The 12,716-nt window shown below is 48.7% G+C and carries 9 protein-coding genes; 8 read left to right on the top strand and 1 reads right to left on the bottom strand.

What is annotated here, in order from left to right:
- Nucleotides 1-494 precede the first annotated feature (494 nt).
- The gene (locus DW826_RS18110; protein WP_147327162.1) at nucleotides 495-704 is read left to right on the top strand and encodes a hypothetical protein; all 210 of its coding nucleotides are present in this window, start codon (nucleotides 495-497) and stop codon (nucleotides 702-704) included.
- A 338-nt stretch (nucleotides 705-1,042) separates the two neighbouring features.
- Here the strand turns inward: DW826_RS18110 and udp are convergent, their stop codons facing one another.
- Nucleotides 1,043-1,834, bottom strand: coding sequence for a uridine phosphorylase (gene udp, locus DW826_RS14340; RefSeq protein ID WP_117553080.1), 792 nt, complete (start codon nucleotides 1,832-1,834; stop codon nucleotides 1,043-1,045).
- A gap of 819 nt (nucleotides 1,835-2,653) precedes the next feature.
- On the opposite strand from udp, the gene DW826_RS14335 reads away from it, so the two are divergent.
- The 7 genes from DW826_RS14335 to DW826_RS14305 all read left to right on the top strand — a co-directional run bounded on the left by DW826_RS14335 (nucleotide 2,654) and on the right by DW826_RS14305 (nucleotide 12,696).
- A complete protein-coding gene (locus DW826_RS14335) occupies nucleotides 2,654-3,727 on the top strand; it encodes a carbamoyl phosphate synthase small subunit (RefSeq protein WP_117553079.1) in 1,074 nt (357 codons plus the stop codon).
- Nucleotides 3,727-6,927: a carbamoyl-phosphate synthase large subunit gene (gene carB / locus DW826_RS14330; protein WP_117553078.1), complete on the top strand. Its 3,201-nt coding sequence runs from the start codon at nucleotides 3,727-3,729 to the stop codon at nucleotides 6,925-6,927. The genes DW826_RS14335 and carB overlap by 1 nt, the downstream gene beginning before the upstream one ends.
- Nucleotides 6,928-7,273: 346 nt before the next feature.
- Nucleotides 7,274-8,245 carry a transporter substrate-binding domain-containing protein gene (locus tag DW826_RS14325; protein WP_117553077.1) on the top strand — a complete coding sequence of 324 codons (972 nt, stop codon included), beginning with the start codon at nucleotides 7,274-7,276 and terminating at the stop codon, nucleotides 8,243-8,245.
- Nucleotides 8,246-8,405: 160 nt separating this feature from the next.
- Nucleotides 8,406-9,095, top strand: coding sequence for an amino acid ABC transporter permease (locus DW826_RS14320; protein WP_015554150.1), 690 nt, complete (start codon nucleotides 8,406-8,408; stop codon nucleotides 9,093-9,095).
- A gap of 10 nt (nucleotides 9,096-9,105) precedes the next feature.
- Nucleotides 9,106-9,831, top strand: a complete 726-nt coding sequence (locus DW826_RS14315; protein ID WP_117553083.1) for an amino acid ABC transporter ATP-binding protein — start codon at nucleotides 9,106-9,108, stop codon at nucleotides 9,829-9,831.
- 100 nt (nucleotides 9,832-9,931) lie between these two features.
- Complete coding sequence (locus tag DW826_RS14310; protein ID WP_015554151.1) at nucleotides 9,932-11,395, top strand: M20 family metallopeptidase; 1,464 nt, start codon at nucleotides 9,932-9,934, stop codon at nucleotides 11,393-11,395.
- A 293-nt stretch (nucleotides 11,396-11,688) separates the two neighbouring features.
- Nucleotides 11,689-12,696, top strand: a complete 1,008-nt coding sequence (locus tag DW826_RS14305) for a deoxyguanosinetriphosphate triphosphohydrolase (protein ID WP_015554152.1) — start codon at nucleotides 11,689-11,691, stop codon at nucleotides 12,694-12,696.
- The last annotated feature ends 20 nt before the right edge of the window (nucleotides 12,697-12,716 follow it).

Here is a 12,716-nt window from a genome sequence, read left to right as displayed (position 1 = left end):
GAGGGGTAGGGGAGTTGAATAGGCGAAGCCTATTTTTGATGCGGGTTTGCGGGATTTCCGGAATAAGCTTATCCTTTCGAATAAGAGGGTAAAAGCGCATATTTCCGGGGAAAGTATCACACGAAATATCACACGGGAAAACTGATTTCGTGTAATCCTACTGATAGCGATAGAGTGAGGCGGTTATAATGAAGGAAATGAAAAGAAAATTTGAACTGACCTTTTTAAAAATGTAGTTATGCTGTCGGAGCAATCATATTATAATTTGATGGAAAATATTTATATTATAGGCAGCAAGAATCGTTATGATTGGCCAATGGAATTCAAGACGCAGTTAGAACGGGGAAAACGTGTACTGCACGATTTTATATAGGATGAAATTGCTGGGCAAAGTAAACATTGAAACTGCCGGATTCTTCGAAAAAAAGAAGATCCGGCAATTTCAATGTTTACAGACCGATTTTATTAAATGATGTCATGGAGAACAATAGAAAATGGCCTATCGTGCACTGATAAAACTTCCGCATGACGCTCCTGGAATCATGGAAACATTCCCGGATGTCAGGCAGTTCCCGCCAGTGCAGGAATTTAAACCGCAGTTTGTTCCGGAAGAGCAGCTGCCTCCATTGAAGCCGTTTGCGCAGCTGGTGCCGCAATTATTTCCAGTCCCCCAACTTGGATATCCTTTCCCAGATAACGTATAAAGACCAATAGCATTAACATTGGAAATCACGCATCCGCCTTGCGTCCGAACCATAGAAATAGCGTTGGTGCCAGTTGTGTATCCACAGTTGTTTCCTAGACGGAAGCCGGTCTGGCAAGAGCGGGATGCAGCGAAGGACGCGAAAGGCATTGCGAGTGTCATCATGGCGGAAACTGCGAGAGCAGTCATTATCTGTTTTTTCATGGTAAAACCTCCTGTTATGTAAAAATATTACAAAAATGTTACAAGAAGGATTCTACCATAAAATTCCGCGCATAGAACTGGGAATGAATGGCAATATATTTTGCGATAAGAGCCGTATGATGAGAGGCAAAGCGCTTATTTCGCAGCAAGCTCCGCCCGATCTTTTCTGATCAGCTTCCTCATTGCCTCCACCGCTGTAACAACAGCGGCTTCCGTATCATAGACCTGCGGATCCTCTAGCCCAAGTTCCCGTCTGGTCTGGTTCGCGATCACGAGCATGACGGAACCGGTGCGGACTCTGCGGACGCTGCCGACGATGAAGAGGGCAGCGGACTCCATCTCGGAGGCGAGGGCACCGCATGCAATCCAGGCCTTCCATTTGGAGTTTAATTCATCTGCCACAGGCATGGAATCCGGGGAGTGCTGTCCGTAGAAGTTGTCCTTGCACTGGACGACGCCGAGGTGATGGCGGTAGCCGAGTTCCTCAGAAGCTTCCTTTAACGCAGTAGTGACATCGAAATCCGGAACCGCCGGATACTCGATGGGTGCATATTCTTTTGTGGTCCCCTCAAAGCGGATCGCACCGGTAGCGATCACGAGATCTCCGCCGAGCACTTCTTTCTGCATGCCGCCGGAGGTGCCCACACGGATGAAGGTGTCCGCACCGCAGTGGATAAGCTCTTCGACCGCAATGGAGGCGGACGGTCCGCCGATCCCGGTGGAGACAACGCTGACTTTTTCTCCGTCGAGATAGCCGGTGTAGGTGGTGTATTCCCGGTTCTGGGCGATCTTTACCGGGTTATCGAAATGTTTCGCAATCTTCTCACAGCGCCCCGGATCGCCCGGCAGGATCACATAGCGTCCCACATCCCCGGCGCCGACGCCGATGTGATATTCTTTTCCTTTTGTATAGACAAGTTTACTCATAAGCTGCCTCCTCGCATAAGAAGTTTATAAGCAGGAAAAAGCATTTACAGCCGATTTTCGGAATAAGAAAGGTACCTTCCGTCTGTATCAGGGCTGTTTTCAAATCTTTCCTTTATCAATATTCATTTTACCATTTTTCCGCAATAGAGACAACTCTTTATAACATCTGAAAAGATACTTCCAACGTAACTGTTCAGTAGGTCTGCGCACTTGCTGCGCTGACCGTAAGAAAACATAGGCTGGAAGGCAAAAATCCCATCAGCGAAGCTGATCTGGAATGGATTTTTGCACGTAGCTATGAAGGTACTGAATAGTTACCTTCCAACAAAAAATAAATCCAATATCAGAAGTCAGAAAAGTACCAGATACCGGTCGCTGATATTTATCTGGAAGAAAGATATCACGAAAAAATACAGAATATATTTTTGCTTCGCAGCAGGAAATATACCCATCAGTCGAGTTAACATAATTCAAAATTTCACTCCCGGACAACACTGGTTAGTCCGTCATAACTTTCACAAACAATTTCTGTTACAGTTCAGCCATGCGCTGGTTTGAATGAGAAAGTGTGTTGCAAGCTTGCTTGCATAAGCACTTTTTCATCCAAATCAGCATATGGTGGAACCACCAAGCTTCTTGTTTTCATGAATATGAAAACAAGAAGATGTAATGGCTGAACTGTAACCAATTTCTTGAAAAATTTCAAAAAACCAGTTGAAAAATCTCTCACCGCATGATAGAATAGTGAAAATTTGGGCTGAAATAAATTTTCAATCCCAGATAGGAAACGAACACGAACACAGAAGAAAGGGTGGCGTCATGAAAGCATATTTAATACTGGAAGACGGAACCGTGTTTGAAGGAACAAGCATCGGCTCTACCAGGGAAGTAATCAGTGAAATTGTTTTTAACACATCCATGACCGGTTATTTAGAAGTCCTTACCGATCCGTCCTATGCAGGACAGGCAGTGGTAATGACTTATCCGTTAATTGGTAATTACGGTATTTGTAAAGAAGATATGGAGTCCGGACAGGCATGGCCGGATGGTTATATTGTCAGAGAATTATCTAGGATCCCCAGTAATTTCAGAAGTGGGGACACGATTCAGCATTTCTTAGAAGAACAGGATATTCCAGGTATCAGTGGTATCGATACAAGAGCCCTCACAAAGATTTTAAGAGAAAAAGGAACCATGAACGGCATGATCACAACGAACGGATCTTTTGATCTGGAAGAAGTGAAAGAACGGATCAAGGCGTATCAGGTAACAGGCGTTGTATTAAAGACAACCACAAAAGAGAAATACGTTCTCCCGGGGGAAGGAAAGAAAGTTGCACTCATGGACTTTGGCGCAAAGAAGAATATCGCCAGAGAGTTAAATAAGAGAGGCTGCGAAGTGACCGTATATCCGGCAGATACTCCGGCTGAGGAAGTCTTAAAGACAAACCCGGATGGAATCATGCTTTCCAACGGTCCTGGAGATCCGGCAGAAAACACGGAGATCATCAAAGAAGTCAGAAAGTTTTATGAATCCGATGTTCCTGTTTTTGCCATCTGTCTCGGACACCAGCTCATGGCTCTTGCCACAGGCGCAAATACATATAAGCTGAAATATGGCCACCGCGGCGGAAATCACCCGGTAAAAGACCTTGAGACGGGCCGCGTCTACATTTCCTCCCAGAACCACGGATACGCGGTAGACGAACACAGCATGAATCCGGAGGTTGCCGTTCCGGCGTTCGTGAACGTGAACGATAAGACGAACGAGGGATTAAAGTACGTGGGCAAGAATATCTTCACCGTCCAGTACCACCCGGAAGCATGCCCGGGACCGCAGGATTCCGGATATCTGTTTGACCGCTTTTTACGCATGATGGAGGAGGAAAGATAATGCCTAAGAATCCAGAGATCAAGAAAGTACTTGTAATCGGTTCCGGTCCGATCGTTATCGGCCAGGCCGCAGAATTTGACTACGCGGGAACACAGGCCTGCCGTTCCTTAAAGGAAGAAGGCATCGAGGTCGTTCTCTTAAACTCCAACCCGGCAACGATCATGACAGATAAGGATATCGCGGACCGGGTATATATTGAGCCGCTGACAACTGAGGTTGTCGAGCAGTTGATTAAGAAAGAAAAACCGGACAGTGTCCTCCCGACCCTTGGCGGACAGGCCGGCTTAAACCTTGCAATGGAACTGGAGGAGGCAGGTATCTTAAAGGCAAATAACGTGCGCCTTATCGGTACAACAGCCCTCACGATCAAAAAAGCCGAAGACCGTGAAATGTTCAAGGAGACAATGGAAAAGATCGGCGAACCGGTGGCTCCGTCTGAGATCGTTGAGGATGTGAACACAGGTCTTGCTGTTGCAAAAGAGATCGGTTATCCGGTCGTTCTCCGTCCGGCTTATACCCTTGGCGGCTCCGGCGGCGGTATTGCCTATAATGAGGAGCAGTGCGCAGAGATCCTGGAGAACGGACTCCGTTTATCCCGTGTGGGCCAGGTCCTTGTAGAGCGCTGTATTGCGGGCTGGAAGGAGATCGAATATGAGGTTATGCGTGACGGTGCAGGCAATGTGATCACCGTCTGCAACATGGAGAATATCGACCCTGTGGGCGTACATACCGGTGACAGTATCGTTGTCGCTCCGTCCCAGACATTAGGAGATAAAGAGTACCAGATGCTCCGTACCTCCGCGTTAAAGATCATCACAGAGCTTGGTATCACCGGTGGCTGCAACGTACAGTACGCACTTCACCCGGAGAGCTTCGAGTACTGTGTAATTGAGGTAAACCCGCGTGTAAGCCGTTCCTCCGCCCTTGCGTCCAAGGCGACAGGATACCCGATCGCGAAGGTTGCCGCGAAGATCGCCCTCGGCTACACACTTGATGAGATCAAGAACGCTGTTACAAAGAAGACCTACGCAAGCTTCGAGCCGATGCTCGACTATGTGGTAGTCAAGATGCCGAGACTTCCCTTCGATAAATTCATCAATGCGAGTCACAAGTTAGGAACCCAGATGAAAGCGACCGGAGAGGTCATGAGTATCTGCACAAGCTTTGAGGGCGGCTTAATGAAAGCGATCCGCTCTCTGGAGCAGCATGTGGACTCCTTAATGTCTTACGACTACAGCGGACTCACAGATGAACAGTTAAAAGAGCAGCTTCACAACGTGGATGACCGCCGGATCTGGGTCATTGCGGAGGCACTCCGCCGCGGTTTCGATTACGAGCTGATCCACGACATCACGAAGATCGATATCTGGTTCATCGACAAGTTAATGATCCTCGTTGAGATGGAGAATGCCTTAAAGAAAGTTGGGAAGAACCTCGACGCTGATCTTTTAAAGGAAGCAAAGCGCATCGAATTTCCGGATCATGTGATTGCGAAACTCACAGGTCTCGCAGAAAATGAGATCAAGGAGATGCGTCATGCAAACGGCATCCGTGCTGCCTTCAAGATGGTAGATACCTGCGCGGCTGAGTTTGCGGCTGAAACCCCGTACTATTACTCCTGCTTCGGCAGCGAGAATGAGGCAGAGGGCGAGACTGAGAAGAAGAAGGTTCTCGTTCTCGGTTCCGGACCGATCCGCATTGGTCAGGGTATCGAGTTCGACTTCTGTTCTGTTCACAGCACCTGGGCCTTCGAGAAAGAGGGCTTTGAGACCGTCATCATCAACAATAACCCGGAGACTGTCAGCACAGACTTTGATATCGCTAACAAACTGTATTTCGAACCGCTGACTCCGGAGGATGTGGAGAGCATCGTTGATATTGAGAAACCGGACGGAGCAGTTGTCCAGTTCGGTGGACAGACAGCCATCAAGCTCACAGAGGCTCTGATGAAGATGGGAGTCCCGATCCTGGGAACCGCTGCCGAGGATGTTGACGCCGCTGAGGACAGAGAACTCTTCGATGAGATCCTGGAGCAGTGCCAGATCCCGAGAGCAAAGGGACAGACTGTATTTACAGCAGAAGAGGCGAAAAAGGCAGCAAATGAGTTAGGCTATCCGGTACTCGTTCGTCCGTCCTACGTTCTTGGCGGACAGGGTATGCAGATCGCGATCTGCGATGAGGATATCGACGAATTCATCGGCATCATCAACCGGATCGCGCAGGAGCATCCGATCTTAGTTGATAAGTATATCATGGGTAAGGAGATCGAGGTCGATGCGATCTGCGACGGTACCGATATCCTGATCCCGGGTATCATGGAGCATATCGAGCGTACCGGTATCCATTCCGGCGACAGTATCTCCGTATATCCGGCGAAGAGCATCACCGAGGACAACAAGAAGACGATCGTGGAATACACAGAGAAGCTCGCAAGGGCGCTCCATGTAAAGGGAATGATCAACATCCAGTTTATTGTAAATGACGAAGGTGTATTTATCATCGAGGTCAACCCGCGTTCTTCCAGAACCGTTCCGTATATCAGTAAGGTAACGGGAATCCCGATCGTACCGTTGGCAACTCAGATCATCTGCGGTCATACGATCCGGGAACTCGGCTACACACCGGGACTCCAGAAAGAGGCAGATTACTACGCAGTGAAGATGCCGGTATTCTCTTTCGAGAAGATCCGTGGAGCTGATATCAGCCTTGGACCGGAGATGAAATCCACAGGTGAATGCCTCGGCATCGCAAAGACCTTCAACGAAGCTCTTTACAAGGCCTTCCAGGGCGCAGGAATCAAGCTTCCGAAGTATAAGAACATGGTCATGACTGTCCGCGATTCCGATAAGGAAGAGATGCTCGACATTGCTGCGAGATTCAAGGCACAGGGTTACCGTATCTTCTGTACCGCAGGAACCGCAAAGTATTTCAACGAGCACGGCGTAAAGGTCATTCCGGTAAGAAAGATCGAGCAGGAGTCTCCGAACCTTCTTGACCTGATCCTTGGACATGAGATCGACCTTGTCATCGATATCCCAGCACAGGGCGCAGAGAGAAGCCATGACGGCTTTATCATCCGCCGGAATGCGATCGAGACAGGCGTTACCGTTCTCACTGCAGTCGATACTGCGAGAGCGCTTGTGACAAGTATGGAAAATCGTGCAAAAGAACTTACACTGATCAATATTGCTGAAATCTGATATTGGTAAAAAATAGAAGAGCAGCCCGTTTCACGCTGGAGTGAGATGGGCTGCTTTTTACGTTGCCCAGCAGCGTATGCCGGAAATTTGAAAAAGGTAACGCGCTATGCAAAAAACGAAATGTTAACGCTTTATCAAGATGAATATATGCATTGATAATGTATAAAACATTGAAAAAACTGCATGAAACAATATAATTATGCACTGAGTATTGTATAAAATGCATAATCTGTAAAAAAAACATAAAAAAGTGCTTTACAAAAGAATAATTATACATTATAATGCGTATCAACATCACACATGTGAGACATAGAAAAAGATAGAAACGAAGAGGAGAGGATCGATTATGAAGAAGAACATTGTTTTAGCTATGACAACAGCAGCGGTCATTGCTGCCCTTACAGGATGCGGAAGCTCCAAGACCACTGAGACAACGGCAGCAGCAACAACGGCAGCTGAGACAACAACAGCTAACGCGACAACAGCGGCTGAATCAAAGGAAACAGATAAGACAGAGGCAGCAGCCGCAGCGGAAGGTTCCTTAAAGGCACTTGAGAATGTAGATCCGAATGGTCATCTCGGAAAAGTTCTTGCGGCAGGAAAGATCACAATGGGAACCTCCCCTGATTTCGCTCCGTGGGAATTCAAGGATGTCAGCAGTGGAACAACCGAGTATGTCGGTGCCGATGTGGAGCTTGCAAAATACATCGCTGAGAAGCTTGGCGTAGAACTTGAGATCAAGCCGATGGAGTTCTCAGCAATCCAGCAGGCAGTTACTTCCGGAAACATTGATATGGGTATCTCCGGCTTCGCTTACACAGATGAGCGTGCAGAGGCTATGGGACTTTCTGAGCGTTACAATGTAAACACGAAGAAAGGTCAGGGACTTTTAGTTAAGAAGGAGCTTGCTTCCCAGTACAATACAGCAGAGTCCTTCGCAGGCAAGAAGGTTGCTACCCAGAACGCAACCTTACAGAACAAGCTTGCTACAGAGCAGCTTCCGTCTGATGTTCAGATCCAGTTAGTGACAAACGTAACAGACGGTGTTATGATGTTAACAACAGGCAAGGTTGACGCACTCGCTGTATCCGGTGATAACGGTGAATCCCTTGCAAAAACATATGATGATATCGCAATGGCAGATTTCATGTTTGACTATTCAAGTGAAGGTAACGTTATCGCGGTCAAGAAAGGCGATGATGATCTCTTAAATGCGATCAACGAAGTGATCGTTGAAGTTAACGAGAAAGGTCTCTATGAGCAGTGGAGAGAAGAGGCGGTTGCCCTTGCTGAGAAGCTCGGTATCGAGACGAACTAATTTCGGAGCAGATCGTTTCGTTCCGTGATGGAAGATCTGCGAAGGCCGGAATCGGTTATCACTTCAGGTTACAGAAAATACAGAGCTCGGTCTTTCCGGTGAAGATACCGGAAAGACCTTTGTCTGTTTTCAAGTTTTATCTACGAAAGGAGTTTTCCAGATGGAGTTTCTTAACGTCATGTTAAAAGTCTGGATGAAGTACTGGAACTTATTCTTACAGGGTCTTGGAATGACACTGTTTATGGGTCTCCTCACCGTCCTCATCAGTACCGTTTTCGGTTCTCTGATGGCACTGATGCGCCGCAGCAACGTGGGCATCGGAAAATTTAAGCCGCTCCGGCTGATCGCTACCGTTTATGTCGAAATTATCCGCGGTACGCCGATCCTGCTGCAGTTATATTTCTTCTACTTTATGCTGCCGACCTGGCTTCCGTTCTTCAACTTGAGCGAGTTTACATGCGTTATGACTGCATGCTGCGTAAACTCTACCGCTTATGTCTGTGAGATCGTCCGCGCAGGTATTCAGGCTGTCGATGTCGGACAGACTGAAGCAGCACGTTCTCTGGGCTTAAACGCGCGCCAGACCATGATCCATATCGTTCTCCCGCAGGCAGTCAAGAATATTCTTCCGGCGCTTTGCAACGAGTTCGTAGCGATCGTCAAGGAGACATCTCTGGCCTCCACGTTCTTTATCGGAGAACTTATGACCCAGTTTAAGACCATCAACGGTCTTACATTCCGTGTACTTGAGCCGTTGACCATCGTTGGTATCATTTACTTCGGCGTGACATTTATTATGTCCAAACTGATTGCCTTACTGGAGAGGAGGATGAACGCAAGTGAGCGCTAATGAAAAAGAACTGATCCGTGTAGAAGATCTGCACAAATCCTTCGGCAGTCTTCAGGTATTAAAAGGTGTTACCGAGCATGTCGATCAAGGAGAGGTCGTTTCCGTTATCGGACCGTCCGGCGGTGGTAAAAGTACATTTTTACGCTGCTTAAACCTCCTTGAGACACCGACATCCGGCAAGATCTATTTTGAGGGAACCGACATTACTGACAAGAATGTGGATATCAACCTGCATCGCCAGAAGATGGGAATGGTATTCCAGCACTTTAATGTATTCAATAATCTTACAGTTGGAAAAAACGTAACGCTTGCCCCTGTCCTTCTTGGAAAGAAAACCCAGAAGGAAGCCGACGAGATGATGCGGGAGCTTTTAAATCGCGTTGGTCTTGCGGATAAGGAAAACCAGTTCCCGAAGAAGCTCTCCGGTGGACAGAAACAGCGTCTTGCGATCGTGCGCGCGCTGGCGATGGAACCGGATGTTATGCTTTTTGATGAGCCGACTTCCGCCCTTGATCCGGAGATGGTAGGAGAGGTCCTTCATGTTATCAAAGACCTTGTAAAGACAGGAATGACTACTGTGATCGTAACCCATGAGATGGGATTTGCGAGGGAGGTTTCAGACCGCGTATTCTTTATGGATGGCGGCGTGATCGCGGAGAAAGGCACTCCGGATGAGGTCTTTAATCATCCGCAGAATCCGAGGACACAGGAATTTTTAAGCAAGGTATTATACTGATGAAAGAACAGCGGGAAAAGCTGTTTTAACAGGAGGCATATCCCGCCCAGGCAGACTTTTGGAGTCTTGCCTGGCGGGATTTTTGAAAGGAGAACATGACATGTCAGCATCCAAACAGACAGCATTCGATTATATCGACGAGAAATCCGGCGTGATCACCGACGTATCCGATAAGATCTGGGACTATGCGGAGCTTTCCCTGAGAGAGTACAAATCCGGTGAACTTTACGCAAAGGTATTAAAAGAAGAAGGATTTACTGTCGAACATCCCTTTGACAACATTGAGACTGCATTCCGCGCTTCCTACGGTTCCGGAAAGCCGGTGATCGGAATTCTCGCCGAGTATGATGCTCTGACAGGTCTTTCCCAGATCGCCGGATCTGAGACCAGAAAAGAGCTTGTCACAGACGGAAACGGTCACGGCTGCGGTCACAACCTCTTAGGCGCGGGGGCCATGGCTGCGGCTTTTGCCATCAAGAAATATCTGGAAGAAAAAGGTGAGGGAAGCGGTAAGGTAATTCTTTACGGCTGTCCTGGTGAGGAAGGTGCCGCTACGAAAGCATTTATGGCAAGAGACGGCGTGTTCGCGGAGTGCGACGCGGCCCTCACCTGGCATCCGGGGAATGTGAATCAGGTCACTTCCGGTACCTGCAACACCTGTATCCAGACAGAGTATAAGTTTACCGGTGTTGCCTCCCACGCAGCGGGTGCGCCGGACAAGGGACGTTCTGCCCTCGATGCGGTGGAGCTTATGAATATCGGGGTCCAGTTCTTAAGAGAGCATATGCCGGACAGCGCAAGGATCCATTACTCCATCACGGATGCCGGTGGAGATTCTCCAAACGTGGTACAGCCGAAGGCACAGGTCCTCTACATGGTCCGCTCCATCTGGGTAAAGGACGCACTGGAGCTTCAGGAGAGAGTCGACCGTATTGCTCTTGCGGCATCCATGATGACAGATACAAAGATGGAGAAGAAGTTTATCGACGGCTGCTCCAATACCGTTCCGAACAAGGTCCTGGAGTCCCTTATGTGGGACAACTTCAATGATCTCGGTGTCTGCCATTACACGGAGGAAGAATTAAAGTACGCGAAAGCCCTCTACGATTCTGTTGAAATGAAGTCTGACAAGCTTCCGGGAGATGCAACGGAGGACAGCAGCGATATCTACGAATATGTTGATGAGAAGTCCAAACACGGCACGACACCGATGAATGAGTTCCTTGTCCCGTATCTCTACTATGAGAAACCGAGAATGGGATCCACGGATGTCGGTGATGTGAGCTGGTGCATTCCGACGGCGCAGATCAACACATCCACATTCCCGGCGCAGGCGCCGGGGCATTCCTGGCAGAATGTCTCCTGTGGACGGACATCCATTGCCCACAAGAATATGCTGTTAGCGGGAAAGGTCATTGCGGCTACCGCGATCGACCTTATGGAGAAGCCGGATGTTTTACAGGCAGCGAAGGACGAGTTCAACAAGAAGATGAAACGCTATGGCGGCTATACCTGCCCGGTTCCGCAGGGCGCAGTTCCGGTCATCCCGGGTGAGAAGATGTAAGAGGCGACATGGCGGAGTCTCTGAAAGAAAAAGAATAGAATGACTGTAAGTCCGGCAGGACAGGGGAAGGCGGAGATACTCTGCAAAAGACCTGGCCTGCCGGGCTGTTTTATCTCAGTGGGAGCTGAACGAAAAAATTTCAGAAATTTTACATATTTTTCAGTAAAAGGACAGGAATCGTGGTTCTAAAATGCCTTAAAATATGATATACTATAAAAGTATATTCTTAGGACGGAGAACAAATGTACGCCCGTGGGAATGACGGGCTGCGCCGGAAAAGGAGGCGGTCAGGTATGAATATCAGGGAAACGATGGAACAGTGGGAACGCCAGAATCTGAGTCCTTACGCGTCGTTAAGCAGTGAGACGCTGGGGCGTGACCGGGAGGAACCGCTCTGCGATATCCGCCCTGCCTATCAGCGTGATCGTGACCGGATCCTGCACAGCAAGTCATTCCGGCGCCTGAAAGATAAGACCCAGGTTTTCCTCGCTCCGGAAGGGGACCACTACCGGACGAGACTGACCCATACGTTAGAGGTATCCCAGATCGCGAGAACGATCGCAAAGGCACTCCGGATGAATGAGTCCCTGACTGAGGCGATCGCCTTGGGGCATGATCTCGGCCACACGCCTTTCGGACATGCGGGGGAATACATATTGAATGAGATCTGCGAGGACGGATTCGCCCACTATAAGCAGAGCGTCCGGGTGGTGGAGATCCTGGAAAAAAAGGGACAGGGGTTGAACCTCACAAAGGAAGTCCGCGACGGAATGTTAAATCACAGAACGTCCGGAAATCCGGCGACCATGGAGGGAAAGATCGTGCGGTTCTCCGATAAAATCGCATACATCAATCATGATATCGACGACGCGATCCGCGGAAAGATCATTACCGAGCGGGATATTCCGAGAGAATACGCAGATGTACTTGGGGATACCGTAAAGGACCGCCTGAATATCATGATCCATGATATTATCAATAACAGTATGGACAGGCCATCGATCTTTATGTCCCCGGACGTAGAGCGGGCCATGCGGGGCTTGAGGGAATGGATGTTTGAACATGTGTACCGCAATCCTGCCGCAAAGGGCGAGGAGGGAAGAGCCCAGCAGCTGATCGTGACACTTTACGAATACTACCTGAAGCATGTGGACGAGCTGCCGGAAGAGTACCTGGCGATGATGGAGCTTCGCGGGGAGAAGAGAGAGCGGGTCGTCTGTGATTATATTGCCGGGATGAGCGATGGATATGCCATCGACCGGTTTGAAGAATTATTTGTACCGAAAGGCTGGAATGTCTGAGAGACGGATCCGGCGGATCT

This window comes from Clostridium sp. AM34-11AC (genome assembly GCF_003435375.1).
Classification (GTDB): Bacteria; Bacillota; Clostridia; order Lachnospirales; family Lachnospiraceae; genus Pilosibacter; species Pilosibacter fragilis.
Note: the sequence above shows the minus strand (reverse complement) of the source record. Positions and strands in the feature narration are given on the sequence as shown.

Bases quoted from the DNA above. Each gene is read 5' to 3' on its own strand.
- DW826_RS14325 (WP_117553077.1), top strand. From the start codon at position 7,274: ATGAAGAAGAACATTGTTTTAGCTATGACAACAGCAGCGGTCATTGCT.
- DW826_RS14310 (WP_015554151.1), top strand. From the start codon at position 9,932: ATGTCAGCATCCAAACAGACAGCATTCGATTATATCGACGAGAAATCC.
- DW826_RS14335 (WP_117553079.1), top strand. From the start codon at position 2,654: ATGAAAGCATATTTAATACTGGAAGACGGAACCGTGTTTGAAGGAACA.
- carB (WP_117553078.1), top strand. From the start codon at position 3,727: ATGCCTAAGAATCCAGAGATCAAGAAAGTACTTGTAATCGGTTCCGGT.
- udp (WP_117553080.1), bottom strand. From the start codon at position 1,834: ATGAGTAAACTTGTCTATACAAAAGGAAAAGAATATCACATCGGCGTC.
- DW826_RS14320 (WP_015554150.1), top strand. From the start codon at position 8,406: ATGGAGTTTCTTAACGTCATGTTAAAAGTCTGGATGAAGTACTGGAAC.
- DW826_RS18110 (WP_147327162.1), top strand. From the start codon at position 495: ATGGCCTATCGTGCACTGATAAAACTTCCGCATGACGCTCCTGGAATC.
- DW826_RS14305 (WP_015554152.1), top strand. From the start codon at position 11,689: ATGAATATCAGGGAAACGATGGAACAGTGGGAACGCCAGAATCTGAGT.